Genomic DNA, 25,062 nt, shown 5'->3' with positions numbered 1-25,062 from the left:
TGAAAGGTGAAAGGTGAAAGGTGAAAGGTGAAAGGTGAAAGGTGAAAGGTGAAAGGTGAATGGGTGGTCGGGTGCGCCGGAAGTCCGAGATCTGTGGTCTGACTTCTGACCTCTGGCTACCGTCCCTCGTGCTCCTGCTCCCCGGACGGTTCCTCGCCCAGGTGATCGTGCTGCTCGAGCAAACGTTCCAGCCGCTGGCGGGTGACGGCTTCGTGCAGCTCGATCTGGCGATGCTCGTTCTGCAACGACCGTAGAAGCGAGATGGCCATGAACACCATCAACAGCATGAAGGGAAAGGCAGCGAGAATAGAAATCGTCTGCAGGGCGACCAGACCGCCGCTCATGAGCAGGACGGCGGCGACCAGCACCTGCACCACGCCCCAGCTCAACCTGGCCCAGCGTGCCGGCTCCAGTACTCCCTGCGTGGTGAACATGCCGAGCACAAATGTGGCGGAATTGGCTGATGTCACCACGAAAAGGCAGATCAGCGCCAACATCACCATGCTGACCACGGCCGTGAATGGAAGCTGCTCCAGAGTCACGAACAGGCCGGAACTCATCTCACTGGAAACGGCCTCGCCAATTGCCACGCCCTCAAACAATTCCTGATACAGGGCCGTTCCACCGAAAGTGGCGAACCAGATAACGCTCAACAGCACCGGCATGCCGATCACCCCGAGCACGAACTCGCGAATTGTGCGCCCGCGCGAAATGCGGGCAATGAAACTGCCCACAAACGGTGCCCAAGACAGCCCCCAGGCCCAGTAAAACAGCGTCCAGCGCTCAACCCAGTCGTCTTCGGTATAAGGCGCCATCATCAGCCCCATACCGATGACATTGCTGATGTAATCGCCGATCGCATTGGTCATGACTGCGGTGATGAAATCGGTGGGGCCAAAAAAGAACACGAACAGCAACACGCCACCGGCAAGCAGCATGTTGGCGTCGGAGACATACCGAATGCCGCTTTCCAGGGGCGCAAGCGAGCACAGAAGGAAGACGATGGTAATGCCGCCGAGAATCGCCAGCTGCTGTTCCACGCCGAAGCCGATGCCGGCTACCGACCCCAGGCCGCTGTTAATCTGGATGACACCCAGGCCCATGGTGGTCGCCACGCCAAAAATGGTCGACACCACGGCCAGGATATTGATCCCCTTGCCGATCGGACCGTCGACGCGATCGCCGAGTGTGTGACGGAACGTCTCGCTGATCAGGCCGGGCCGTTGCTGGCGAAAGCGCACGTAGGCAATCGCCAGACCAACCACGGCAAAATTGGCCCACTGGTGAAACCCCCAGTGAAACAGCGAATACTGCATGGCCTGCCGGGCGGCCTGCGGCGAACCCGCCTCGGCATCCCCGAACGGCGGCGCCGTGAAGTGGCTCATGGGTTCGGCAATGGCCCAGAAGACCAGCCCGACGCCCATGCCGGCCGAAAAGATCATGCCCAGCCAGGCGGGATAGGAAAACTCCGGCGCCTCCCCATCGGCACCCAGGCGAATGCGGCCGAAACTGCTAATGGCCACGCCGGCGCAGAACACCAGAAAGCCGGTCGTCGCGAACAGGTAGAGCCAGCCAAAGTGCCGGGTGGTAAACCCCAGCGCCCGATCGGCGATCAGCGCCAGTTCGTCGGGTCGTGCGGCCCCGTAGGCCACGAACAGCCCGAGGAGCGCCAGCGAGATGAAAAACACCCAGCCCGGGCGATTGCGCCGGGGCGGTTCGACTGCATCGCTCACGGGCTGGTCAGACGTCTGTGCTGATCCACATCAAAACGGACGTGGCCTCAAGCGCCCTCGCCATCGCGCGAACCGATGTGCTTGAGCCGCACCTCGCGGTCACTGACCCGCGGCATGCGCTCACGCACCGCATCCTGATCGACCAGCTTGTCCGCCCCCTCGCTGAGGTGATCGAACACCGCCTTGTAGCTGTCAGTCAGCTGATTGATCAGCTCGGCAGTCTGCACGAAATGCTCATTGACCTCCTCACGAAAGCGCTCGTTCTCCTTCTTGAGCTCGGCAACCGAGCCCTCTCCTCCCCCGCGCTGGCGCAGCCAGATCCAGGCACCCACCGCACCCAGCACCAGGCCGATGATCAATGCAATGATTCCGGTCCAGACCATATCCATGAGTCACAATCTCGCAAAGCCGTGCCAGGCTTTATGGTAGCAGTCGTAGTGGGGAAGTTGGAGGATAGTGTGAAGTGTGAAGTGTGAAGGGGCGGGCTTGCGGTTGGTTTAGTCGGGGCGGCGGTTCCGGGGCTTCGGAGGGGGGAGGTGGTGTTAGGTGTTAGGTGGCGGGCTTGGAGCCGAGGGGGTAGAAGTTCCTTTTTAACAGGCACTTGCGGCCTGATCCTGATGTTTAAATTCATCATTTGCCGCCATCCTTTCTAACGCACCACGCGAAACGCCAGGCACACTACCCCCAAAGGCTCGGCAGAGGCAAAAACACCAAGCAGCCACCACTCCAATCCAACGCCCGCCACTTAACACTTAACACTTAACACTTAACAATTTTCCTTACTTCCACTTCAACTCATACAAATCCAGTCGGCGATCCTTGAGGTTGCGGACTGAGCCGTGGGAGCGGATCTCTCTCAGGTTGTCGAGGTCGAGGTCGGCGATCAGCATGGTTTCGGTGTTGGCCGTGGCTTCGTGGGCGATGGCGTCGTGGGGGAAGGCGAAATCGGACGGGGTGAATACGGCCGCTTGAGAGTACTGCATGTCCATGTTGTCGACCCTGGGCAGGTTGCCTACCGAGCCGGTGATGACCACGTAGCACTCGTTTTCGATGGCCCGCGCCTGGGCGCAGCGGCGCACACGCAGGTAGGCATTCTTGGTATCGACCCAGTAGGGCACGAAAAGGATGTTCATACCCTCTTCGGCCAGCAGACGCGGCAGTTCGGGAAATTCCACGTCGTAGCAGATCAGGATGCCGACCTTGCCGACGTCGGTTTCGAAGATCTTGACCTTGTCTCCACCCTTCAGCCCCCAGTAACTGACCTCGTCGGGCGTGACGTGTACCTTGTACTGGCGATCCCAGGTGCCATCGCGCCTGAGCAGGTAGCAGACGTTGCGCAGCCGCTCACCGTCGTACTCGGGCATGGAGCCGGCAATGATATTGATGTTGTAGGACACCGCAAACTGCTGCATGCGGTCGCGGATGGCATCGGTGTAGTCGGCCAGCTGGCGCACGGCCTCGGCCGGCCCCTCGTCGTTGTAGCTCGCCATCAGCGGGCCGTTGAAGAATTCCGGGAACAGCACCACGTCGGCCTGGTAGCCCGACACGGCATCGACGAAATACTCGATCTGGGTGTAGAGATCATCGAGTGAGCGGGTCGGGCGCATCTGCCACTGCACCGCCCCGACGCGCACATCGGACGGACGGCCACCAATCATGCCGGGGGTGTCTTCCTCGAAATGGATATTGATCCATTCCAGCAAGGTGGCATAGCCCGCCGACTGCTCGTCGTCGGGCAGGTAGCCGCGGACAATCCGCCGTACCTGAAAGTCATTGGCCAACTGGAAAGTGAGAATAGGGTCAACCAGCTCGCTGGCCTTGACCTTGGCCACGTACTGCGCCGCGGTCATTTCATCGGCGTGCCTGTGATAGCCGGGTATGCGCCCGCCAACGACGATGCTGCGCAGGTTGAGGTTCTCGCACAGTTCCTTGCGTGCATCGTACAGGCGTCGGCCCAGCCGCAGCGCGCGATAGTCCGGATGGACGAACACATCGACCCCGTAAAGCACATCGCCCTTTGGATCATGCGTGGTGAGGTAGCCGTTGCCGACGATATCCCAGTATTTGTGGTCCTGACCCCAGCGGCTGTACTTGACCATCAGTGAAATGGCCGCGGCCACCACCTTGCCATTATCCTCGATGCAGATCTGTCCCTCGGGAAAGCGTGCGATCTGCGACTCGAACTGCTCGCGCGTCCAGGCACCGTCCAGACCGGGATACACGGCCTCCATGATCTCGGCCACGTCATCGTAATCGTCCGGCTGCGACTGCCGCAGAATCAGGCGATGCGATTCGGTATTACCTTCGGACTGGGTCATTTCCGTATCTCGTTGAGTAGCTTTGAACCATCAAGAATCAACACGAAGTGCACAAAGCAAGGCAGCTGGAGTGAGCCTTGTGCCCTTCGTGTGATCAACTCTTACTCGACGAAAACTACATCTCCACCGACCACGGTCTTCAGCACTTCGATCTCGGACAGATCCGCGGGATCGACCTTGTAGGGATCGGCATTGATCACGATGAAGTCGGCGAACTTGCCGACCTCAAGACTGCCGGTGTCGGCTTCGGCAAAGCCGGCATAGGCTGCATCGATGGTAAGGCCGCGCAAGGCCTCGTAGACGCTCAGACGCTGGCCCGGCAGCCAGCCACCCTCGGGGTTGCCATCCAGGTCCTGGCGGGTAACCGCGGCATGAATGCCCAGCCAGGGGTTGACTGGCTCGACCGGAAAATCCGAACCCAGCGCCAGGTGAACATCGGCATCCAGCACCCGCTGCCAGGCATAGGCGCCATCGAGCCGTTCACTGCCGACACGATCCTCGGCCCAGCGCATGTCGGAGGTCGCATGAATGGGCTGCATGCTGGCGATGATGCCGTGCTCGGCCATGCGGGGAATATCCTCGACCGCGATGATCTGCACATGCTCGATACGGTGGCGCCCCGCATTGTCCGGATGATCGGGACCCACCGCGGCCAGGGCGTCGATGACCTGGCGATTGGCGGCATCGCCAATGGCGTGAATACCAAGTTGCAATCCGCAGCCAATGACCCGATCGACCAGTTCGCGCAATTCTTCATCAGAATGGAACAGCAGACCGCTGTTGCCGGCATCGTCGCTGTAGTCAGCCAGCATGGCCGCGCCACGACTGCCCAGCGCGCCATCGGTGTAGAGCTTGACGCCCCGGGCGTTCAGCCGATCTCCAGCGAACGGATCGTTGTCACACAGCCAGTCCAGCATGTCGGCATCACCGTCGGCCAGGGCATGAATGCGCACGCTCAGATCTCCCGCTTCGTCGCGCTGGCGAAATTGCGTGAAGTCGGCCAGCGAGGTGCCGGCATCATGCACACCGGTCAGACCGTAGCGGGCGATCTCGTCGAGCGCCAGGTCGAGTGCCATTTCGCGCTCCTCGCCGGAGGGCTCGGGGATGGCATCGGCGATGAAAGGCATGGCCGTGTCGATCAGAATGCCGGTCGGCTGTCCGTCATCATCGCGGTGAATGGCCCCGCCCTGCGGGTGCCAGTCGCCGGACAGGTCCTCGCTGGCATGATCCAGCGCCGCGGAATTGGCCCAGGCGGCATGACCATCAATGCGCACAAGGTAGACCGGGCGCTCCGGGAAGGCCTCATCCAGATCGGCCGCGGCAGGAAACTCGCGCCCTTCCCAGCGCGTCTGATCCCAGCCCCGGCCGGTCAGCCAGGCACCTTCGGGCAGGTTCTCGGCGTGTGCCTGCAATCGCTCGATGACCTCATCGACACTGTCGGCACCGACCAGGTCGGCCTGCAGACGCGCCAGGCCCAGCCCCATGACGTGACCATGCGCATCGATCAGACCAGGCAACACCACGCGACCGTCAAGATCAGTGGGCTCAAGATCAGGATGCGCTTCGTTCAACCCTTCTGCAGTCCCCAGGTAGACAATCCGCCCGCTGTCATCCCAGGCCATGGCTTCAGCACCGGGGTTGTCGGCATCGAGCGTGTGAATGCTGGCATTAACGATGGCACCACCGCCCGCCTGTGCAGACCCTGCGGCGAGGCAGAAAATGGCCGAAACGCAGATATTCGCTGTCCTTCCCATGAAATCGTCCGACTGTGAGTGATCTCTTCAGTCTCCACGGCTGTCACCGTTTCGTCAAGAGACGGACATGCCACTGCAATGTATCGATTCCACCATGGCACCAGTCCAACAGGGAATTGACGATGCCGGTCAAGACGACGATGCCATACAAGCGCCATGTGCGTACCATCTGGATTTCCGACATTCACCTCGGCTTTCCCGGATGCAGTGCCGACCACTTGCTGCATTTCATACGAGAAATGCGCTGCGAAACCCTTTACCTGGTCGGAGATATCGTCGACTTCTGGTATCTCAAGAAAAAGCGGTACTGGCCGCAAAGCCACACCAACGTCGTGCGCTCCCTGCTGGGCAAGGCCAAGCATGATACGCGCGTGGTCTTCGTGCCCGGCAATCACGACGAAGTGATGCGCCAGTACTGCGGGATGACCATTGGCAACATCGAAGTGATCAACGAGGTCGTTCACGAAACCGTGGACGGACGCCGCTTTCTGATCATGCATGGCGACCAGTTCGATGCAGCCGTCATCAGCTCGCCCCTGCTCGGCCTGATCGGATCGAAGCTTTATGACAACCTGCTCCGGCTCAACCGGCTGGTGAACTGGGTGAGAACCAAAATGGGCAAGGACTACTGGTCGCTGGCCGCTTTTCTCAAGCATCGCGTGAAGAATGCGGTCAAGTTCATTTCCAACTTTGAGCAGGCTGTCGTCCGGGAAGCGAGGGCGAACAAGGTCGACGGGCTGATCTGCGGCCATATCCATCGTCCCGAGATCGCCATGGACGACGGCGTGATCTACCTCAACTGTGGCGACTGGGTGGAAAGCTGCACCGCGCTGGTGGAAAACTACGACGGCAGCATCGATCTGATTCGCGCCAGCGATGTGCAGGAAATCATGAAAACCCTGCCCGCCGCCCGCCCCATGCAGGAAGTCGAGGTTCGGGCAGCATGAAGATCCTGCTGGTCACGGATGCATGGGCGCCACAGGTCAACGGTGTGGTACGCAGCCTCGAAAACACTCGTGACACGCTGATGAAACTGGGTCATCAGGTGGAGGTGCTTTCACCCTCTGGTACCACGGTGCCCTGCCCCGGGTATAGCGAGATTCGACTGACCATTCGGCCCGACCGGTCAGTCAGGGCGGCATTTGAAAAGGGCCCTTTCGACGCCATACACATTGCAACTGAAGGCCCCGTGGGACTCGCCGCCCGCCACTGGTGCGTGCGCCATGAACTGGCCTTCACCAGCTCCTATCACACCCGCTTCCCCGAGTATTTGCGCATGCGTGCGCCGGTACCGCTTCGGTTCAGCTACGCCTATCTGCGCTGGTTTCATGGCGCCGCCACGCGCACCCTGGTGCGAACACCCACACAGAAAAGATTGCTGTCCGAGCGGGGTTTCACCGGCCTCGAAGTATGGCCCGGTGGTGTGGATACCCTGCTGTTTCGCCCACGCGAGCAGGATGCGCTGGACCTGCCACGTCCGATCAGCCTTTACATGGGTCGCGTTTCGTTAGAAAAGAATATCGAAAGCTATCTTGACCTGGATCTGCCGGGATCCAGGGTAGTCATTGGTGGTGGCCCCGCGTTGGAGCGTCTGCAGAAGAAGTATCCCGATGTTCACTTCATGGGCTATCGCCATGGCGAGGAACTGGCGGCCATGCTGGCATCAGCCGATGTTTTCGTATTCCCGAGCCGAACCGATACCCTCGGGCTGGTCATTCTTGAAGCCATGGCCTGCGGCGTGCCCGTAGCAGCGTACCCAGTGCCCGGCCCGCAGGACCTGATTACCGACGGCGGCAACGGCGCGCTGGACGAAGACCTGCGCCGGGCCGTGTTTCGAGCGCTGTCGATTGACCGGGACACCTGCATCGAGTTCTCCAGTCGTTTTCCTGGACTCACAGTACGCAACGTTTTCTGGCCCTGCTCCAGCCACTGGAGACTGACGACACCGGCAACGGCTTACAGGACACCACCAGCAACGGTGACGCCCGGTATAATCCGGACCCATGTCAACCGTCGCTCCCGGCCCGGAAGCCCAGGTCTATCGCCCTTCCGAACTGAACCGCGAGGTTCGGCTTCATATCGAGGCGGGTTTTCCGCGCCTGTGGCTGGCCGGAGAGATCTCCAATCTTGCCCGGCCACCGTCCGGACACCTGTATTTCACCATCAAGGACGCACGCGCACAGGTTCGCTGTGCGCTGTTTCGTGGCAACGCAGCCGGGGTGTCGTTTCGTCCGGAAAACGGCCAGGAGGTGCTGGTTCGAGGGCGGCTGGGGCTGTATGAACCACGGGGTGACTATCAACTGATTGCCGATGCCATGCTTGAAGGCGGCGCCGGTGCGCTCAGCCAGGCGTTCGAAGCCCTGAAAAAGAAACTCAAGGCCGAGGGGCTGTTCGATGAAACGCACAAGAAACCCCTGCCGAAATGGCCCCGGCGCATCAGCGTGGTGACTTCGCCATCGGGAGCCGCCATCCGCGACATCCTTCAGACCCTGAATCAGCGCTGGCCAGAAGCCCGGGTGCGCATCTATCCCAGCCAGGTCCAGGGGGAAACGGCTCCGGCCGAGCTGATTCGCGCCCTGGCCGCCGCCGATCGCCATGGCTATGGCGATGTCATCATCCTGGCTCGCGGCGGCGGATCGCTCGAGGACCTGTGGGCCTTCAATGACGAGCAATTGGCGCGTGTCATCCATGACCTGAAAACGCCGGTCGTCAGCGGTATTGGTCACGAAACCGACTTCACCATCGCCGATTTCGTGGCCGACCTGCGCGCTCCCACGCCAACGGCCGCGGCCGTGGCCGCCACCCCGGACGGACCGGCGCTGCGACTGCAGCTCGGACGGCTGGATCAGCAATTGCGGCGCGGCATGGACCAGTCGCTGCAGCAACGCATGCAGGCACTGGACCTGGCCGATCGGCGACTGGGCCGCCAGCACCCCGAGCGTCGCCTGGACGAACTCTCTCGGCGCCATCGGGATCTGACCCGGCGGGTAGAGGTGGCCATAAGCCGCCAGATTGCCTCGCAGACACGCCTGCTGGCCGCCTGCCAGTCACGCCTGTCCGCCTGTCACCCGAGGCGCCAGATCGAGCGTGCCGGACAGGAAGCCGGCGGGCTGAAACTGCGGCTGCAGCGCGCAATGGAACACCGTATCGAAGCAGCAGGTCAGCGTCTCGGCGGCACCCTGCGCGCACTCAACGCAGTCAGCCCGCTGGCCGTTCTGGAGCGCGGCTATGCCGTGGTTCGGGATCCCGACGGTCGAGCCCTGACCCGGGCAGAGCAGTTTGGAAAAGGCAGCCCCATCAACATTCTGATGGATACATTTGAAGTCGATGCTGAAGTCGTGTCCAGCCCACGGGAGAGTCGCCTGAAATGAGCCGCACCCTGACCGGAGAAGTTGTTCACGAAATCGAGGTCAAGCGCAGTCGATTCATCGCCCGCGCCGCGCCGGTAGCCAACGAAGACGAGGCCCGGGCCTTCCTGGAGCGCATCGGCGACCCGGGTGCCACGCACAACTGTTGGGCGTTTAAGGCCGGCGACCAGTATCGCTTCGACGACGATGGCGAACCGGGCGGCACGGCCGGCATGCCCATCCTGCAGGCCATCGAGGGCCAGGATTTCGACCGGGTCATGGTGGTGGTCACCCGCTACTTCGGCGGCACCAAGCTGGGCACGGGCGGGCTGGCGCGCGCCTACGGCGCCAGTGCGGCCGAAGCTCTCAGGAGTGCCGACAGTAGCCCGCTGGTACAGAAAATCCGCCTACGCGTCTCCCTGCCCTTCGACTGCATCAACGCCGCCCACCAGGCCCTGGAAACGCATACCGCCGAAAAGCTCGACGAAACCTTCGACAGCAACGGCGTCACCCTGGTCGTAACCCTGCCAACCAACCACCGCCAGGCTTTCACCAACCAACTACGCGACCTAACCCGCGGCCAGGCCCGCATAGCCCGCATCTAAAAACCCACCACCCCCTTAACACCTAACACCTAACACCTAACACCTAACACCTAACACCTAACACCTAACACCTAACACTTCACACTTCACACTTCACACTTAACCCTCCACACCTCACTCACCCCACCACGTTACCCTGCCCCCATGACTACAACCCTCTGGATACTCCTCGCCCTCGGCCTGCTCATCATCCTCGCGCTTGCCGCCTACGCTGGCTTTCTCTGGTGGCAGGTCTACGACCGAGGTCGCAAGCAGCGCCGGGAGGTCGATGCACACAACGGAAAACTGTTCGAAAGCATCAAGCTCATCTCCATGGCCATGCAACAGGAGCAGTGTGAATTGTCGGAGGGCAGCATCCGCCTGACTGTATTGCTTGATCATCTCGTGCTGCCGGACAACCCCGACTTTTCCAAGCGCTACCCGGCGATTCATGACATGCACGAGCGCATCAAACACATGCCCACCCACGATGCCCGCAAGGCGTTTCCGCCCCAGATCATCGAACAGATGGACGAAGAGCGCGAGGGCTACGAGGTGGAGATGGAAGACGACATTCAGGCCGATGTTCGCCATTTGCTGAACTGGGTACGCGAAGCCCAGAAAACCTGACAACCGTGATGAACCAGCAGCGCCGCGACGAACTCGATGTGGCCATCATCGGCGCCGGCTTCAGCGGTGTAGGTGCGGCCATCCTGCTTGGCCGGCGTGGTCGCGAGAATTTCAGGGTCTTCGATAAGTGCGGCGGAGTAGGCGGTACCTGGTGGGTCAATCGCTACCCGGGTTGTGCCTGTGATGTGCCCTCGCACCTGTACTCCTTCTCCTTTGCACCCAACCCGGACTGGACCCGCCGCTTTGCTCCCAGGGTCGAGATTCAGGCGTATCTCGAGAATCTGGTGCGACAGCATCGTCTTGAAAGCCGAATCGAGCTGGGCACCGAAATCGTGCGGGCGAACTGGAACGAGCAGGAGCGACGCTGGCACCTGAGCGATGCTACGGGCCGCGTATGTCGTGCTCGCATCCTGGTGCCCGCCCTGGGCGGCCTTTCACGCCCACACTGGCCGGACATACCCGGTCTCGGAGGCTTCGCGGGCAAGGTCGTGCACACCCAGCAGTGGCCGGAAGACCTTGATCTGACCCATCGCCGGGTAGCGGTGATTGGCACCGGGGCCTCGGCCGTTCAACTGATTCCGCACGTCGCCCGTCAGGCGAAACAACTCGACATCTACCAACGCACGCCCAACTGGATCATTCCAAGGCCCGACCGGGCCATTGGACCGCGCCGGCGTGCGCTCTATCGGCGTCTTCCCTGGCTGCAGAAACTGGTCCGCTTCGGTGTCTGGGCCATCTCGGAGACCCGCGTACCCGCCTTCCTGTGGAGCAATCGCCTGGCGGCCGGACACCGCTTGCTGGCCGACTGGCATCGCAGACGCCAGATCGATGATCCCGAACTGGCCCGGGCCATGCGCCCGGATTACGACATCGGCTGCAAGCGCGTCTTGCTGGCCAGCGACTTCTACCCGGTACTCAATCAGGACCATGTCGAGCTGATCAACCGCGGCATCTCCCGTATCGAATCCGACGCCATCGTCGACTCCGATGGACGCCGCAGGGTCATCGATGCCCTGATCCTTGCAACCGGTTTCAAGGCCACCGCACCGGTTCCCGAGGGACTGATCATCGGCTGCAACGGGCAGGATCTGGCGGCTGATTGGCAGGCCGGGCCGGAGGCCTACAAGGGCACCACCGTATCCGGCTTTCCCAACCTGTTCATGCTGCTCGGGCCCAACACGGCGCTGGGGCACAACTCGGTGATCATGATGATCGAGTCGCAGCTTCGCTACCTGGGTGCGGCACTGGACGAGATGGACCGGCACCGCAGCGACCGGATCGAGGTCAAGGCATCAGCCCAGGCGGCGTGGAACGCCATGCTGGAGCGTCGACTGGCCGGCTCGGTCTGGAACGCCGGCGGCTGTTCAAGCTGGTATCTGCATCCGGTTACGCGGCGCAATGCCACGATCTGGCCCGGTTTCACGCTGGGTTTCAGAAAACGGCTGGCCCGTTTCGATGCCGAAGCCTATGAACAACAGGGTCCGCTCTGAGGCCTTCGGCAAAGACATTGTCAATGCTTCTGCACCACCCGGTTCTTGCCCGCACGCTTGGCCTCGTACAGGGCCTGATCGGCGCGCCGAAAAACTGATTCGGCATCGTCGCCATCCTGGAATTCGCTGACCCCACAGCTCAGCGACAGTTCGATGGGCGCACCCGAGTCGGATTGGAACGCAGTCTCGCCAAATGCCTCGCGAATTCGTTCCCCGATCTCGGCGGCCTGCTCGGCCGAGGTCTCGGGCAGGATGATGATGAATTCCTCACCGCCCCAGCGCCCCACCAGGTCGGTATCGCGTGTCATTTCAGTGGCCAGCCGCGCCAGCTCCTTGAGCACCCGATCGCCGCTGAGGTGGCCATGGTTGTCATTGACCACCTTGAAGTCGTCAATGTCGAGCATGATCAGGGCAATCGGACTGCCGTAGCGATTGGCGCGCCTGACTTCCTGCTCCAGCTTCTCGTCGACGCGAATGCGATTGAACACGCCGGTCAGCCGGTCGCGGATGGCCATGTGCTCGAGCTTGCGATACGCCGTGGTCAGGTCGCGGGTCTTGCTGGCGACCATCTCGTCCACCACCTCAGAGATCTCCTCGATCTCCTTGAGCGGGTAGGGCTCTTCCTCACCGTGCAGATCAGTGGGGTAGGACACGTGCACATGGCAGATCCTGAAATCGCCGTCATCGGTTTCCCGGGCGACCAGGCTGTGCCGCAGGTTTCTGAGGTTGACGCGGTGAGCATTGATATCCAGAGTCAAATCCAGGCAGACCTGACACAGCACCACGTCGGGGGAGACGGCATGGAAGCTGCGATCCCGGGTGCGGTAATCGATTCGCTCGGGGAAGCTCTGAAGGTCGCCGATCACCACCCCACGCAACTTCTCCGGACTATTGCCCTCCTCGCCACGGCCGGTTCCATACCCCACCGCCTCGGGATGATAAGTCGCCAGGGCGGCGTCGAGATCGCGGGCACCAAAATAGACTTCCAGGTGATGGTCGTGCCATCGCCTGAGCCGCGCGTATCGCTCGCCACTGGTTAATTGATACATTCTTCCCTCCCCTGGCTTAGAGCCGCCCAACAGACTAACCGGGAATGAGGGCTCACAGCAAACGAATCTCCTTCAGGCGCTGCCTCAGATAGTCGTTTGCCGTGATCGGTTCCGGGTAGCGATCCGGTTGCCCCGCACCTGCACAGCCCGGCAGGGTCCGGATCACGAAGTCCGGATTGGGGTGCAGAAAAAACGGGATTGAATAGCGCGACTGCCCGGCGGCCGCCCCTGGCGGGTTGACCACCCGGTGCGTGGTCGATGGATAGACATGATTGGTCAGGCGCTGCAGCATGTCGCCCACGTTGACGATAATGGTGCCCGGCAGCGTGGTCACAGGCACCCAGGTGCCCTTGCGGTTAAGGATTTCAAGTCCCTGTTCACGGGAGCCCACCAGCAGGGTGATCAGATTGATGTCTTCGTGCTCCGCGGCGCGCACGGCACCCTCCGGCGCCTGCCCGATGGGCGGATAGTGCAACGGGCGCAGAATGGAGTTGCCGTACCTGGTCTTGTCCGAGAACCAGTCACGGTCCAGCCCGAGATCCAGGGCGGCCGCCGACAGCAAGCGGTTGCCCAGTCGCTCCAGCGCCCGGTACATGGCCAGGGCCGCCGTGCGAAAATCCGGCACCTCGTCAGGCCAGATATTGGGGTGGAGTACTCCCGGGTACGGATTGTCGTCGTTGAGCTCACGCCCCACGTGCCAGAACTCCTTGAGGTCGGGCACGTTGTGCGACCGCGCCTGCTCGATGCCAAAGCCGGTGTAGCCACGCGCACCGCCACTGCCCGGCTGGTGATACTTCCGCTTGACACGTTGCGGCAGCGCGAAGAATGCGCGGAATACCGAGTAAGCCTGCTCGATCAGGGCATCGTCAATGTCATGATCAGTGATCCCGACGAATCCGAATTCGCGCCAGGCCCGGCCCAGATCGCGCGCAAAACTGCCGTCCTGGCTTTTGAAGGCCTTGAGCGACAGCACTGGAATGCCCGTTGCATGGGCGCTCATTCCGCCAGCGAGTCGCGCACGACATCGGCCAGCTCGCGGGCGAGATGATCGACCTGGCCACCGTCCATACCTTCGACCGTAACCCGCACCACCGGCTCGGTTCCGGAGGGTCGCAGGATGACTCGGCCATCGCCGGCCAGCTCCGATTCAACGCGCTTTACCGCATCCTCGATGGCCGGACTGGCGGTCAGCTCCGCCCGACGCTGGCTGGCAATGGGAACGTTGATCATGACCTGGGGGCACTTGACCATTCCGGCAGCCAGTTCGGCAAGGGAACGACCGCTGCGGGCCAGTACTTCCAGCACCTGCAGCGCGCTGACAATGCCGCAACCGGTGGTTGCCCGATCCAGGCACAGGATGTGGCCGGATGATTCACCCCCCAGCACCCAGCCACGCTCGGTCAGCCACTGGTGTACGTGGCGATCGCCCACCGGGCTGCGAACAAAGGGGATGCCGGATTCGCGAAAGGCCTGCTCCAGGCCGAAATTGCTCATCACCGTGCCAACCACGCCGCCTTCCAGGCCGCCGTTGGCCCGCCTGGCATCGGCCAGAACAAACAGAATCTGATCGCCGTCGATCAGGTTGCCCTGGGCATCGGCCATGATCACCCGGTCGCCGTCTCCGTCGAAGGCCACGCCCACATCCGCGCGCTCGGCACGCACCATTCGGGCCAGGTTGTCCGGATGCGTCGAGCCACATTCGCGATTGATGTTGAGTCCGTCTGGCTGGTCGAAGATGGTAATCACCTCCGCACCAAGCTCACGAAACACATCCGGCGCAATACGGTATGTAGCCCCATTGGCGCAATCGACCACGATCCTGAGATCATCGAGTCGGGTACCCCAGGTCACCGTACCCTTGCAGTACTCCACGTAGCGGCCGATGGCATCGTCAATGCGGGTCGCCTTGCCCAGCCGGTGCGGCTCGACATGCGTCATGGACTCGTCGAGCTTGCGCTCGATGGCTTCCTGCAGCTCGTCGTCCAGCTTTTCCCCGTGGCCCGAGAAGAACTTGATGCCATTGTCTTCAAAGGGATTGTGCGAGGCCGAGATCACCACGCCGGACACCGCGTGCAGACTGCGGGTCAGGTGTGCCACCGCGGGCGTCGGCATGGGACCAAGCAGCAACACATCCACGCCGGCGGCAGAAAAACCCGCCTCCAGGGCCGATTCGAAGAGGTAGCCCGAAATACGAGTATCCTTGCCGATCACCACGGCAACATCCTCACCGAAGGTTTCGGTCAACACGCTACCGGCCGCCCAGCCCAGCCTGAGCACGAAGTCGGCAGTGATTGGCGGTTCGCCGACGCGTCCGCGAATGCCGTCAGTTCCAAAGTATCTAGCAGCCATGGCGGTATTCTAAGGGATGCGCACCGCCCCGCGGCAGTCGGGCTCAGTCTTCGATAGCGGTCGTGGCACGCCAGACAGCCAGGGCATCGACCATCTCGGCCACATCGTGCACGCGAACAATGGCTGCCCCCTTCTGCACCGCCAGCAGGTGGGCGGCGACCGATGCGGCCACCCGATCGGCCGGGTTGTCGCGACCACACAGCGTGCCCAGCATCGACTTGCGCGACATGCCGGCCAGCACCGGGTGGCCCAGGGCCACCAGTTCATCGAGTCGGCGCAATAATTCGAAGTTGTGGGCCAGGGTCTTGCCGAACCCGAAGCCCGGATCGAGCACGATGCGGTCCTTGTCCATGCCGGCCGCGCGACAGGCCGCTACGCGTTCGCCAAGGAAATCCGCGATGTCACCCACCACGTCGCTGTATCGGGGGTCGTGCTGCATGGTGCGTGGCTCGCCGAGCATGTGCATGATGCAGACCGGCACGTCCATGCCGGCGACGGCCTCGATGGCTCCTTCGGCACGCAAACCGTTGACGTCGTTGACCATGGCCGCCCCGGCAGCCACCGCCGCGCGCATGACATCAGGCTTGGAGGTGTCGATGGAAACCGGCACATCAGTGGCCGACACGATGCCTTCTATGACCGGCAGGACCCGCTCAAGCTCGTCGTTCTGGTCGACCGGATCGGCCCCTGGTCGGGTTGACTCACCGCCCACATCGAGCAAGTCGGCACCCTGCCCGGCCAGCGCGAGCGCATGCGAAACGGCACGGGCCGGGTCAAGAAACAGACCGCCGTCGGAAAAGGAATCGGGGGTGACGTTGACCACCCCCATGACCAGCGGCCGCTGGTGAGCGGCCGCCTCTTTCAGGCGTTGCTGCAGATTCCTTGCCATCAATCCGATGGGTGACCGCCGATATTCAGGATGTCAGAGCAAAAGTCGTCAACCGGTTGCCGGCTGACCATCCGGCGCCTGATCATCGTCACCCGCACCGGAATCGGAATCCGGCGCTCCGGAATCGTCCCAGCCTTCGGGCGGATCGGGCTCATGGCCGTCCATGATCTGGTCGATCTGCTTCGCGTCGATGGTCTCGTAGCGCATCAGCGCCTCGGCCATCAGGTGCAGCTTGTCCATGTTCGTCTGTAGGATTTCCCTGCACCGCTCGTAGGCCCGATCGATGATCTGACGCACTTCCTTGTCCATCTGCCGATGGGTTTCGTCGGAAATATGCTTGTGCTGGGTCACCGAGCGACCAAGAAAGACCTCATCTTCGTTCTCGTCGTAGGACAAGGGCCCCATGACATCCGACAGCCCCCACTTCGCGACCATGTTGCGGGCAATCTGGGTGGCCCGCTCGATATCGTTGGAGGCCCCGGTGGTGACCTTGTCTTTGCCATAGATCAGCTCCTCGGCCACCCGTCCGCCGAACAGGCTGGCGAGCTGACTCTCCAGCTCGGTCTTGTTCTGGCTGTACTTGTCCTGCTCGGGCAGGAACATGGTCATGCCCAGCGCACGTCCGCGAGGAATGATCGTCACCTTGTAGACCGGATCGTGCTCGGGCACGATGCGACCGACAATGGCATGACCCGCCTCGTGGTAGGCAGTCAGACGCTTGTCTTCCTCGTCCATGACCATGGACTTGCGCTCGGCGCCCATCATGATCTTGTCCTTGGCCTGCTCGAAGTGCTGGTGGGTGACCGTCTTCGAGTTCTGGCGCGCCGCAAACAGAGCGGCCTCGTTGACCAGGTTGGCCAGATCGGCGCCTGAGAAACCGGGCGTGCCCCGTGCGATCAGGCGGGCATTGACATTCTCGTCGCACGGCACCTTGCGCATGTGCACATTGAGAATATGCTCGCGCCCCTTGAGGTCGGGCAGCGGAACAACCACCTGGCGGTCGAAGCGACCCGGTCGCAGCAGGGCCGGATCGAGCACGTCGGGGCGGTTGGTCGCGGCAATCAGGATGATGCCCTCGCTGCCCTCAAAGCCATCCATTTCCACCAGCAACTGGTTGAGGGTCTGCTCACGCTCGTCATGACCACCACCCAGACCGGCACCACGATGACGACCAACGGCATCGAGCTCGTCGATGAAAATGATGCACGGGGCATGTTTCTTGGCGGTTTCGAACATGTCGCGAACGCGCGAGGCACCGACACCGACGAACATCTCGACGAAGTCCGAGCCGGAGATGGAGAAAAACGGCACCTGTGCCTCGCCGGCGATGGCCCGGGCCAGCAGGGTCTTGCCGGTTCCCGGCGGGCCGACCATGAGAATGCCCTTGGGAATGTGTCCGCCCAGACGCTGGAATTTGCCGGGGTCGCGCAGGAAATCGACCAGTTCGGTCACTTCGTCCTTGGCTTCGTCGCAACCGGCGACATCACTGAAGGTGACCTTGACCTGATCCTCGCCCTGCAACTTTGCGCGAGACTTGCCGAAACTCATCGCCCCGCCGCGTCCGCCGGCGCCGCCCTGCATCTGGCGCATGAAATAGACCCAGAGGCCCACCAGCACGAGTACCGGCAGCAGGCTGATCAGGATATCGAGCACCAGCGACCGACCCTCCGGCGGCTTGGCGTCAATGGCGACATTGTGATCGAGCAGATCCTTGATCAGCCCGTCATCACGCGGCGCGGTTACCAGAAAGTCACGCCCATCCAGCGTCTGGCCGGTGATGGTCTTGCCACCCTGGCCTTCCTGGATCACCACTTCCTCGATGTTGCCGCTGCGGACCTGCTCCAGGAACACCGAGTAGATCATCTCGCGCGGCTCGGGGTCGGTCTGTGAGTAGTGATTGAACACACTCATCAGCACCACCGCGATGATGATCCACATTAGAAGATTCTTGGCAAAATCACTCAAAACATTACTCCGGGGTCGGGTCTTGTGGCCACCTGACCCATTCTATCGCATGTGTAATCAACGGATACTCTCAGCCCTTGCGGTCTCTTGCCACCAGGTAGACTTCGCGGCTTTCCGGGCGCGAGGCACGGGGCTTGCGCACCTTCACGCTGCCAAAGGCCTGACGCAGCTCCTTGAGAAACGCGTCAAACCCTTCACCCTGAAAGACTTTGACCACGAAGACCCCTGAAATATCCAGCCACTCGACGGCAAAGGCCATGGCCAGCTCCGCCAGGTACATGCTGCGCGCCTGGTCGGCCGGCCCGATACCGGAGATATTGGGCGCCATGTCCGACAGCACAAGGTCTACTCGCGCGCCGTTCAGTGCCGTTTCCAGGGCCTCGAGCGGCTCGTCCTCACGAAAATCGCCCTCGATGAAGGTCACTCCCTCAAGAGGCTCCATGGGCAGGATATCCAGGGCAATGACGATGCCGCCAGACCCGACCCGTTCGCGCGCCACCTGCGACCAGCTACCGGGGGCCGCACCCAGATCCACGACCCGCTGGCCGGGGCGAAACAGGCGGTCCTTGTCATCAAGCTCGGCAAGCTTGAACGCCGCCCGCGCGCGGTAGCCTCGCTCGCGGGCTTGTTTGACGTAGGGGTCTGATTCCTGGCGTTTTTTCCAGTTGGACATTTGGAGCGGAAGACGGAAGACGGAAGACGGGAGATGGAAGATGGGGAACGGGACAATGCTACCACCAATACCCACCCGCTCAGCTGCCGATCTCTTCAGCCCTCCGGCCGCCTCTCACCGCGCCACGCCCCCAACGGGTCCCCCTGATAACCCTGCCTCGTCGCCCCGGACAGCGCGCCGCGATGATCCGGGGCCTCGCACCCATCAGCAGGCACAACGTTGAACCTGATCGCCAAGCCGTGCAGATTCCCAACCTGCGGGGTCCCGGATATCGCCTGCGGCGATTCCGGGACGACAGACCAAAACCACCCCACCCGCCACACTTCCCACTTCCCACTTCCCACTTCCCACTTCCCACTTCCCACTTCCCACTTCCCACTTCCCACTTCCCACTTCCCACTTCCCACTTCCCACTTCCCACTTCCCACTTCCCACTTCCCACTTCCCACTTCCCACTTCCCACTTCCCACTTCCCACTTCCCACTTCACACTTCACACTTCACACTTCACACTTCACACTTCACACTTCACACTTCACACTTCACACTTCACACTTCACACCTAACACCTAACACCTAACACCTAACACCTAACACCTAACACCTAACACCCAACACCCAACACCCAACACCCAACACCCAACACCCCACCCTTCCCTCCCCCCCACCCTGCGATACAATGATGGCTCCATCAGCAGACACCACCCCATGCCCCTGACCACTTCGCAAAAAAAGTATCTCCGCGGCCTGACTCATGACCTCAAACCGGTCGTGATGATCGCTGACAAGGGACTGAGCGATAACGTGCTGGCCGAGATCGAGCAGGCGCTGGATCACCATGAACTCATCAAGATCAAGCTGCGTGGCGATCGGGAACAGCGCGGCGAGTGGATTGCGCGGCTGATCGCCTCCACCGGGGCGGAAAAGGTGCACAGCATCGGCCAGGTGGTCTGTCTTTACCGGCGCCACCCAAAGAAACCGGTGATCGCCCTGCCCCGCTGACCAGTGGAACTGACCGAGCACCGCCAGGGCAATCATCATGTCATTCGCGAGGTGACCGACCAGGGCGTGCGCATCGACCAGGCCATCTACCACGCCAGCCTGGTGGTGGGTGCTCGCTTTCTGGAAACCGACTGGCCGGTCTGCTCCCTGGACGATCTCGATGAGGACAGGCTGTCGGTTCTGCTCGGGCCACAACCCGAGTTGGTGGTCGTCGGCATTGGCCGAACCCACCAGGTGCCGCCAATCGAGCTCCAGATGCGCTTTGTCGAACAGGGCATTGGCTTTGAGTGCATGACGCTGCCGGCCGCGGCCCGCACGTTCAATGTGCTGATGAGCGAGAACCGGCGCGCGCTGGCGGCATTGATCATGGCCTGACCGGCGACAGGCTGGTGGCGAGTATTCAGACTATCTCTGCGGCAGGTAGGACAGGGGGTCGACCGGTTGGCCATCGCGCCGGATCTCAAAGTGCAGCAACTCTTCGTCGCGTTCGTTCAGACCCATCTCGGCAATCTGCTCGCCACGCGACACCTGATCACCCTCCTCGACCAGCCGACTGCGGTTGTAGCCATAGGCCGACAGCAGGGTGTCGGAGTGTTTGATGATGATCAGCTCGCCGTAACCGATCAGCGCCGTGCCACTGTAGACCACCTCGCCCGCGCCGGCGGCCAGCACGGGTTCGCCAGCCTGTCCACCAATTCCGATGCCCCGACGGGTCGCACTGGCGTCAAAGGGCCGCTGTACTGTCCCGGATGCCGGCCACTGCCATTCCACGCCACCGACCGTGCGGGTGCTGGATGATGCCGAAGGTGCCGGTGCGCGCGTCGTCTCGCGGGCGGGTTCAGGGCGATCCGGCGTTGCGGTTTCGCTGTCCTGTTCGGCTTCGGGCTCCGGATCGGCCTGCGCTACGGCCGGCCGTCCGGGTTCGGCGCTGGGCCTGGCTGCCGGCGGTGCGGTCATGCGCAGCTCCTGGCCCGGACGAATTGTGTAGGGCGCATCGATATCGTTCCATTCGGCCACGGCGCGCCAGTCGAGGCCGAAGCGAAAGGCGAGGGAATACAGCGTGTCGCCACGCCGCACCTCGTAGACGGGTGGCGGCGCAGTGACCACCCGCTCTTCCTGGGCAGGTGGCGACGGCGGCTCTGCACCACGACTTCGATCTTCCACGGGCGCCGGGGCCCAGGGGGCGCAACCCGCCAGGACAGTCGCGATCAGCAGCACGACAGGGAAACGAAGTTTCACCACAGCCACCACAGCAGCAAGGCAACGGCAGTCAGGCCCACGAACACCCAGCCGAGTATGTCGATCCAGTCGCGAAGATACTCGGCCGCACGTTCTCCGCCAGCGTATATCACCCCGGCGACCATGTAAAAACGCGCGCCCCTGCCAATCGTGGCGGCAATCAGGAAACCGAATACAGGCATGCCCAGGGCGCCGGCGGCAATGGTGATCACCTTGAAGGGTATGGGCGAGAAGCCGGCCAGAATAACGAACCAGACCCCGAAGCGCTGGAAGGCGTCGACGGCGGCATCATAGGCATCCATGTAACCGGCCCGCTCGATCAGCGGCATGACGGCCTCGATGGCCAGAAACCCGATCAGGTACCCGATCAGCCCGCCGATGACCGAGGCCAGCGTAGTCAGAAAGGCCAGTTGCCAGGCCGCCTTTCGCTCGGCCAGCACCATCGGGGCAAGCATGACATCGGGGGGCACCGGAAAGAAGGTGGCCTCGGTCAGGCTCAGGGTAAACAGGTAGCGCCGGGCGTGTCGATGCCGGGACCACATGAGCACCCGATCGTAGAGTGCACGAAACACCTCAGCAGCCTTCCCCGCTCACTTATTCCAGTCCCGTTCTCAGTGGCACGAAGGTGACGGCACCCAACACCTCACGCTCATAGCCGTCCTGCCGTCGCGTCACCCGCACCAGTTGCTGATGAGTTCCGGCAGTCTCGGGAGCCACCAGCACACCCCCCTCGGCGAGCTGCTCGAACAACTGCTCCGGGATATCGCCGCCGGCAGTGACCATGATGGCGTCGAATGGAGCCTGGCTGGGCCAGCCTTCGTTGCCGTCGGCATGACGGGTATAGATGTTGTGCAAGCCCAGGCGATGAAAACGCTGGCGGGCGCTGCGCTGCAGTTCGCCGATCCGCTCGGTGGTGAACACCTTGTCGGCAAGCCGGGACAGAATCGCAGCCTGGTAGCCCGAACCCGTTCCAACTTCCAGTACCTTGCCCAGCCTGCCCTCTCGCAGCACCGCCGCTGTCATCATCGCCACGACGTAGGGCTGGGATATGGTCTGACCTCTGCCGATGGGCAGGGCCGTATCCTCGTAGGCCCGTGACGACAAGGCCTCGTCGACAAACAGGTGACGCGGCACCGCGGCCATCGCATCAAGCACCCGTTCATCCTGAATGCCCTTGTCGCGCAGGCGCTTGATCAGGCGCCTGCGTGTGGTTTCGGAGGTCATGCCTATGCCACTGGGAGCCATCATCACCGGTCAGCTTTCGATCCGAGGTTGAGCTGCTCAATCCAGTGACTGACCTGGTCCAGTGCCTGGTAGCGAGTCAGGTCGACGTGGATGGGCGTGACCGAAACATGGTGCTTGCGAACGGCATGGAAATCGGTGCCCGGCCCGTTGTCCTCTTCGCCACCGGCCGGGCCGATCCAGTAGAAGCTGCGCCCGCGCGGGTCCTCGAGAGGGATCACGTCTTCGGAGCGGTGACGATGACCCAGGCGGGTGGTCTCAAACCCCTGAATCTCGTCCCAGGGCACGTCGGGCACGTTGACGTTGAGTATGGTGTCGGCCGGCAAGGGCTCGTCCTTGAGACGGGCCATCAGCAGGCAGGCCGCTTCGGCAGCGGTTTCATAGTGGCGCGGCCCGCCGTTGGAATGAACCAGTGACACGGCCATTGCCGGCAGGCCGAGGAAACGCCCCTCCATGGCCGCTGCCACCGTGCCCGAGTAGAGCACGTCATCGCCCAGGTTGGCGCCTGCGTTGATCCCCGAGACCACCATGTCGGGCTCGTCCTCGAGCAGCCCGGTTATGGCGATGTGCACGCAGTCGGTGGGCGTTCCATACACCCTGTACGTGCGATCATCACGCTGATCGACGCGAATCGGGCGGTCCAGGGTCAGCGAATTGCTGGCCCCGGAGCGGTCACGGTCGGGGGCGACCACGGTCACACGTTCGCTGTGATCGAGCAGCCGCTCCGACAACAGGCGGATTCCGGGCGCATAAAGCCCGTCGTCATTGGCAACTAGAATATGCATGCTTGAACTGGACTGGGTAAAACGTAACTATAAAGGAAGTCGGGTCGTCGGACGCAGCTGAACGCAGGATGCCATGAACAATTCAGACAAGGATTTCGAGCTGTTTCGCGAGTCTGTCGGATCAGTGCGACGGGTCAGGAGCGACCGGGTGCAGAGCCGGCCTCCCGCACCGCGTGCCCAGCCGCGCCAGCGCCAGCAGGACGAGCGGGCCGTAATGGACGATCTCGCCTCCGCCCCCATCGATTTCAGTGCCGTCGAGACCGGCGAGGAAATCAGCTACCTGCGGCCGGGGCTGCAGAAGCGTGTTCTGACCCGTCTGCGGCGTGGACACTGGCGAGTCCAGGATCAGATCGACCTGCACCAGATGAACCTGGAGGCAGCCGGCCGCACCATTCGGGAGTTCCTGGCCCACGCCGAGCGCGAGGGCTTTTCCTGCGTCAAGATCATTCACGGCAAGGGGCTGCGCTCGGGGCCGGATGGCCCGCAGATCAAGCGCCTTGCGGCGCGTCTGCTAAGCCGCCACAGCCGCGTTGCCGCTTTTGCTTCGGCCCCGCCGCATGATGGCGGCACGGGGGCCGTTCACGTGCTGCTGAGCACACGTCGATGAACGGCATGGAAGAAACCCTGGCCATCCTGCTGCTGTTGGGGGCAGCCGCGCTGTACTGGGCATCGGCGGTCAACGCCCGCGACCGGGCCCGGGGACATGCGCGGACTTTTTGTCGAAGCCAGCACTGGCAACTGCTCGATCAGACCGTTACCCTGGCCGGGCTGTGGCCGACGCGTTCGAAGCGGGGACTGCAATGGCGTCGTCGCTACCGCTTCGACTTCAGCCCCGACGGGGGTCAGCGGCGCGGCGGCGAGCTGACCATGATCGGTACGCGGCTGATCGCCATCTGGGCCGAGCGCGAAGATGGCGGCCGCGTGATCGAGGAAGGAGAAGAAACCCGGTAGCCTTGCTTACTTGATGACTTTCAGGTTGGGCTTGCCGCGCGGGCCCGGCGACGGTGAACGGGCCTCTGTAGACTCGTCCCCCTCTTTGCCCGAGGGGCCACCGGGATCCTCGCCATCCGGGGGAAACATCATCCCGCGGCCATTCTCCCGGGCATAGATGGCCTCGACAGCCTCGACCGGCACGGTCACTGCCTGCGACACGCCGCCGAAACGGGCAACGAACGTCACCAGTTCAGCATCGATCAGCAAGTCTCGCACTGCCGATGGATTGACATTGAGAATCACCCGGCCATCTTCGACGGCCGATTCCGGCACCTCGACACCGGGTTGCTGGGCATCGACCAGCAGATGTGGCGTCAGACCGCTGTCGACAATCCATTCATACAGCGCCCGCAGCAGGTAGGGTCGGCTTGACAGCATGCGCTCACTCCCCTTCGCGCAGGATTCGCTCGACCTCGGTCAGGCTGCGCTTGAACGAGTCGCGCGCGAACATGCGTTCCATGTACTTGATCGCGTTGGGGGCCTGGCGCGCCGTCAGATCGATATCGTAGGCCGGCAGGCGCCAGAGCAACGGCACCAGAGCACAATCGGCCAGCGAAAGCTCATCGCTGAGCAGGAAAGGCTTGACACCAAAAAGGTCATCGGACGAGATGATCCCCTCGCGCAGCTGCTTGCGCGCGGCGGCAACCTTCTTCTCGCCACCAGAGGTTTCGATAATGCGCGCCGCATCGATCCAGTCGCGGAACATGCGGTACATGGCCAGCCGGAGATAGGCACGCGATACCGGGTCGACCGGCATCAGCGGCGGGTGCGGATAACGCTCGTCCAGGTACTCGGTCACCACCCAGGTGCCATACAGCGTCAGGTCTCTGTCGACCAGTGTCGGCGTCTCGCCGTAAGGGTTGAGCTCAGCCAGGTCGGCCGTGGCGGCACGATCCTGCTCGACATGGATGATCTCGACGTTGATCCCCTTTTCGGCCAGGACGACGCGCACACGATGACAGTCGATGCAGTTCTCCGAGGAATACAGGGCCATCATGTTAGTCATACTCCGGCTAGGTGG

At 62.4% G+C, this 25,062-nt stretch carries 25 protein-coding genes and 1 pseudogene; 10 read left to right on the top strand and 16 right to left on the bottom strand.

All coding sequences use genetic code 11. From position 1 onward, the window contains the following. Positions 1–116: 116 nt before the first annotated feature. The 4 genes from IC757_RS06030 to IC757_RS06015 all read right to left on the bottom strand — a co-directional run bounded on the left by IC757_RS06030 (position 117) and on the right by IC757_RS06015 (position 5,805). Positions 117–1,733: a BCCT family transporter gene (locus tag IC757_RS06030; RefSeq protein WP_190976462.1), complete on the bottom strand. Its 1,617-nt coding sequence runs from the start codon at positions 1,731–1,733 to the stop codon at positions 117–119. A 47-nt stretch (positions 1,734–1,780) separates the two neighbouring features. Continuing rightward, positions 1,781–2,122, bottom strand: coding sequence for a YhcB family protein (locus IC757_RS06025; RefSeq protein ID WP_190976461.1), 342 nt, complete (start codon positions 2,120–2,122; stop codon positions 1,781–1,783). A 390-nt stretch (positions 2,123–2,512) separates the two neighbouring features. Then, a complete protein-coding gene (locus IC757_RS06020) occupies positions 2,513–4,051 on the bottom strand; it encodes a bifunctional GNAT family N-acetyltransferase/carbon-nitrogen hydrolase family protein (RefSeq protein ID WP_190976460.1) in 1,539 nt (512 codons plus the stop codon). A 101-nt stretch (positions 4,052–4,152) separates the two neighbouring features. Continuing rightward, on the bottom strand, positions 4,153–5,805 hold the full coding sequence (locus tag IC757_RS06015; protein ID WP_190976459.1) for an amidohydrolase: 1,653 nt from the start codon (positions 5,803–5,805) through the stop codon (positions 4,153–4,155). Positions 5,806–5,945: 140 nt separating this feature from the next. Here IC757_RS06015 and IC757_RS06010 point away from each other — a divergent pair, with 140 nt between their 5' ends. From IC757_RS06010 to IC757_RS05985, 6 genes and pseudogenes are all read left to right on the top strand, one after another. Beyond that, positions 5,946–6,752 carry a UDP-2,3-diacylglucosamine diphosphatase gene (locus tag IC757_RS06010; protein ID WP_223846274.1) on the top strand — a complete coding sequence of 269 codons (807 nt, stop codon included), beginning with the start codon at positions 5,946–5,948 and terminating at the stop codon, positions 6,750–6,752. Continuing rightward, positions 6,749–7,606, top strand: a pseudogene (locus IC757_RS06005) (glycosyltransferase family 4 protein); the annotation flags it as partial. The gene IC757_RS06010 and the pseudogene IC757_RS06005, both read left to right, overlap by 4 nt. Before the next feature lie 202 nt (positions 7,607–7,808). Then, a complete protein-coding gene (xseA, locus tag IC757_RS06000; protein WP_190976457.1) occupies positions 7,809–9,176 on the top strand; it encodes an exodeoxyribonuclease VII large subunit in 1,368 nt (455 codons plus the stop codon). Beyond that, entirely contained in the window at positions 9,173–9,757 is a 585-nt protein-coding gene (locus tag IC757_RS05995; protein ID WP_190976456.1) for an IMPACT family protein, read from the top strand. The genes xseA and IC757_RS05995 overlap by 4 nt, the downstream gene beginning before the upstream one ends. 144 nt (positions 9,758–9,901) lie before the next feature. Further along, positions 9,902–10,366, top strand: a complete 465-nt coding sequence (locus IC757_RS05990; protein WP_190976455.1) for a DUF2489 domain-containing protein — start codon at positions 9,902–9,904, stop codon at positions 10,364–10,366. A gap of 8 nt (positions 10,367–10,374) precedes the next feature. Beyond that, on the top strand, positions 10,375–11,856 hold the full coding sequence (locus IC757_RS05985) for a flavin-containing monooxygenase (RefSeq protein ID WP_190976454.1): 1,482 nt from the start codon (positions 10,375–10,377) through the stop codon (positions 11,854–11,856). 20 nt (positions 11,857–11,876) lie between these two features. Here the strand turns inward: IC757_RS05985 and IC757_RS05980 are convergent, their stop codons facing one another. The 6 genes from IC757_RS05980 to IC757_RS05955 form a co-directional block, all read right to left on the bottom strand. Beyond that, on the bottom strand, positions 11,877–12,905 hold the full coding sequence (locus tag IC757_RS05980) for a GGDEF domain-containing protein (RefSeq protein WP_190976453.1): 1,029 nt from the start codon (positions 12,903–12,905) through the stop codon (positions 11,877–11,879). A 52-nt stretch (positions 12,906–12,957) separates the two neighbouring features. Then, entirely contained in the window at positions 12,958–13,905 is a 948-nt protein-coding gene (locus tag IC757_RS05975; protein WP_190976452.1) for an isopenicillin N synthase family dioxygenase, read from the bottom strand. Further along, positions 13,902–15,254 carry a phosphoglucosamine mutase gene (glmM, locus tag IC757_RS05970; protein ID WP_190976451.1) on the bottom strand — a complete coding sequence of 451 codons (1,353 nt, stop codon included), beginning with the start codon at positions 15,252–15,254 and terminating at the stop codon, positions 13,902–13,904. The genes IC757_RS05975 and glmM overlap by 4 nt, the downstream gene beginning before the upstream one ends. A 43-nt stretch (positions 15,255–15,297) precedes the next feature. Beyond that, the gene (gene folP, locus IC757_RS05965; protein ID WP_190976450.1) at positions 15,298–16,143 is read right to left on the bottom strand and encodes a dihydropteroate synthase; all 846 of its coding nucleotides are present in this window, start codon (positions 16,141–16,143) and stop codon (positions 15,298–15,300) included. A gap of 48 nt (positions 16,144–16,191) precedes the next feature. Continuing rightward, on the bottom strand, positions 16,192–18,108 hold the full coding sequence (ftsH, locus tag IC757_RS05960) for an ATP-dependent zinc metalloprotease FtsH (RefSeq protein ID WP_317977054.1): 1,917 nt from the start codon (positions 18,106–18,108) through the stop codon (positions 16,192–16,194). A 70-nt stretch (positions 18,109–18,178) separates the two neighbouring features. Further along, on the bottom strand, positions 18,179–18,781 hold the full coding sequence (locus IC757_RS05955) for an RlmE family RNA methyltransferase (protein ID WP_190976449.1): 603 nt from the start codon (positions 18,779–18,781) through the stop codon (positions 18,179–18,181). A gap of 707 nt (positions 18,782–19,488) precedes the next feature. On the opposite strand from IC757_RS05955, the gene yhbY reads away from it, so the two are divergent. Beyond that, positions 19,489–19,782 (top strand): ribosome assembly RNA-binding protein YhbY, encoded by a 294-nt coding sequence (gene yhbY / locus IC757_RS05950; protein WP_190976448.1) that lies wholly within the window; start codon positions 19,489–19,491, stop codon positions 19,780–19,782. A 3-nt stretch (positions 19,783–19,785) separates the two neighbouring features. Next, positions 19,786–20,157 (top strand): Mth938-like domain-containing protein, encoded by a 372-nt coding sequence (locus IC757_RS05945; RefSeq protein ID WP_190976447.1) that lies wholly within the window; start codon positions 19,786–19,788, stop codon positions 20,155–20,157. Between the two features lie 30 nt (positions 20,158–20,187). On the opposite strand, the gene IC757_RS05940 is transcribed toward IC757_RS05945, so the two are convergent. Genes IC757_RS05940 through surE form a run of 4 tightly spaced genes read right to left on the bottom strand, consistent with a single transcriptional unit; the run spans position 20,188 to position 23,048 of the window. Then, on the bottom strand, positions 20,188–21,021 hold the full coding sequence (locus IC757_RS05940) for a peptidoglycan DD-metalloendopeptidase family protein (protein WP_223846273.1): 834 nt from the start codon (positions 21,019–21,021) through the stop codon (positions 20,188–20,190). Beyond that, positions 21,018–21,563: a YqaA family protein gene (locus IC757_RS05935; RefSeq protein WP_190976954.1), complete on the bottom strand. Its 546-nt coding sequence runs from the start codon at positions 21,561–21,563 to the stop codon at positions 21,018–21,020. Before IC757_RS05935 ends, IC757_RS05940 begins: the two co-directional genes overlap by 4 nt. Before the next feature lie 52 nt (positions 21,564–21,615). Then, a complete protein-coding gene (locus IC757_RS05930; protein ID WP_411913471.1) occupies positions 21,616–22,269 on the bottom strand; it encodes a protein-L-isoaspartate(D-aspartate) O-methyltransferase in 654 nt (217 codons plus the stop codon). Further along, positions 22,269–23,048, bottom strand: coding sequence for a 5'/3'-nucleotidase SurE (gene surE / locus IC757_RS05925; RefSeq protein WP_190976445.1), 780 nt, complete (start codon positions 23,046–23,048; stop codon positions 22,269–22,271). The genes IC757_RS05930 and surE overlap by 1 nt, the downstream gene beginning before the upstream one ends. A 73-nt stretch (positions 23,049–23,121) precedes the next feature. Between surE and IC757_RS05920 the strand changes: the two genes are divergently transcribed. Beyond that, positions 23,122–23,655 (top strand): Smr/MutS family protein, encoded by a 534-nt coding sequence (locus IC757_RS05920; protein WP_190976444.1) that lies wholly within the window; start codon positions 23,122–23,124, stop codon positions 23,653–23,655. Beyond that, the gene (locus IC757_RS05915; protein WP_190976443.1) at positions 23,652–23,999 is read left to right on the top strand and encodes a DUF3301 domain-containing protein; all 348 of its coding nucleotides are present in this window, start codon (positions 23,652–23,654) and stop codon (positions 23,997–23,999) included. Before IC757_RS05920 ends, IC757_RS05915 begins: the two co-directional genes overlap by 4 nt. Positions 24,000–24,005: 6 nt before the next feature. Here the strand turns inward: IC757_RS05915 and IC757_RS05910 are convergent, their stop codons facing one another. Next, positions 24,006–24,419, bottom strand: coding sequence for a ClpXP protease specificity-enhancing factor (locus IC757_RS05910; protein ID WP_190976442.1), 414 nt, complete (start codon positions 24,417–24,419; stop codon positions 24,006–24,008). A gap of 4 nt (positions 24,420–24,423) precedes the next feature. Continuing rightward, positions 24,424–25,047, bottom strand: a complete 624-nt coding sequence (locus IC757_RS05905; protein ID WP_223846272.1) for a glutathione S-transferase N-terminal domain-containing protein — start codon at positions 25,045–25,047, stop codon at positions 24,424–24,426. Positions 25,048–25,062: the final 15 nt, after the last annotated feature.

Origin of the sequence: Wenzhouxiangella sp. AB-CW3 (assembly GCF_014725735.1) — a bacterium.
In the GTDB taxonomy this organism is placed as follows: Bacteria; Pseudomonadota; Gammaproteobacteria; order Xanthomonadales; family Wenzhouxiangellaceae; genus Wenzhouxiangella.
The sequence above is the reverse complement of the archived record's forward strand: the minus strand, read 5'-3'. Positions and strand labels throughout refer to the sequence as shown.

What these genes read in the sequence shown, in the direction of transcription:
- IC757_RS05985 (WP_190976454.1), top strand. Translation starts at nt 10,375, where the DNA reads ATGAACCAGCAGCGCCGCGACGAACTCGATGTGGCCATCATCGGCGCC.
- IC757_RS05955 (WP_190976449.1), bottom strand. Translation starts at nt 18,781, where the DNA reads ATGTCCAACTGGAAAAAACGCCAGGAATCAGACCCCTACGTCAAACAA.
- IC757_RS05975 (WP_190976452.1), bottom strand. Translation starts at nt 13,905, where the DNA reads ATGAGCGCCCATGCAACGGGCATTCCAGTGCTGTCGCTCAAGGCCTTC.
- IC757_RS05920 (WP_190976444.1), top strand. Translation starts at nt 23,122, where the DNA reads ATGAACAATTCAGACAAGGATTTCGAGCTGTTTCGCGAGTCTGTCGGA.
- IC757_RS05995 (WP_190976456.1), top strand. Translation starts at nt 9,173, where the DNA reads ATGAGCCGCACCCTGACCGGAGAAGTTGTTCACGAAATCGAGGTCAAG.
- glmM (WP_190976451.1), bottom strand. Translation starts at nt 15,254, where the DNA reads ATGGCTGCTAGATACTTTGGAACTGACGGCATTCGCGGACGCGTCGGC.
- yhbY (WP_190976448.1), top strand. Translation starts at nt 19,489, where the DNA reads ATGCCCCTGACCACTTCGCAAAAAAAGTATCTCCGCGGCCTGACTCAT.
- IC757_RS05980 (WP_190976453.1), bottom strand. Translation starts at nt 12,905, where the DNA reads ATGTATCAATTAACCAGTGGCGAGCGATACGCGCGGCTCAGGCGATGG.
- IC757_RS05905 (WP_223846272.1), bottom strand. Translation starts at nt 25,047, where the DNA reads ATGACTAACATGATGGCCCTGTATTCCTCGGAGAACTGCATCGACTGT.
- IC757_RS05935 (WP_190976954.1), bottom strand. Translation starts at nt 21,563, where the DNA reads ATGTGGTCCCGGCATCGACACGCCCGGCGCTACCTGTTTACCCTGAGC.
- xseA (WP_190976457.1), top strand. Translation starts at nt 7,809, where the DNA reads ATGTCAACCGTCGCTCCCGGCCCGGAAGCCCAGGTCTATCGCCCTTCC.
- IC757_RS06010 (WP_223846274.1), top strand. Translation starts at nt 5,946, where the DNA reads ATGCCATACAAGCGCCATGTGCGTACCATCTGGATTTCCGACATTCAC.
- folP (WP_190976450.1), bottom strand. Translation starts at nt 16,143, where the DNA reads ATGGCAAGGAATCTGCAGCAACGCCTGAAAGAGGCGGCCGCTCACCAG.
- IC757_RS05930 (WP_411913471.1), bottom strand. Translation starts at nt 22,269, where the DNA reads ATGATGGCTCCCAGTGGCATAGGCATGACCTCCGAAACCACACGCAGG.
- IC757_RS05910 (WP_190976442.1), bottom strand. Translation starts at nt 24,419, where the DNA reads ATGCTGTCAAGCCGACCCTACCTGCTGCGGGCGCTGTATGAATGGATT.
- IC757_RS06025 (WP_190976461.1), bottom strand. Translation starts at nt 2,122, where the DNA reads ATGGATATGGTCTGGACCGGAATCATTGCATTGATCATCGGCCTGGTG.
- surE (WP_190976445.1), bottom strand. Translation starts at nt 23,048, where the DNA reads ATGCATATTCTAGTTGCCAATGACGACGGGCTTTATGCGCCCGGAATC.
- IC757_RS05990 (WP_190976455.1), top strand. Translation starts at nt 9,902, where the DNA reads ATGACTACAACCCTCTGGATACTCCTCGCCCTCGGCCTGCTCATCATC.
- IC757_RS05915 (WP_190976443.1), top strand. Translation starts at nt 23,652, where the DNA reads ATGAACGGCATGGAAGAAACCCTGGCCATCCTGCTGCTGTTGGGGGCA.
- IC757_RS06015 (WP_190976459.1), bottom strand. Translation starts at nt 5,805, where the DNA reads ATGGGAAGGACAGCGAATATCTGCGTTTCGGCCATTTTCTGCCTCGCC.
- IC757_RS06020 (WP_190976460.1), bottom strand. Translation starts at nt 4,051, where the DNA reads ATGACCCAGTCCGAAGGTAATACCGAATCGCATCGCCTGATTCTGCGG.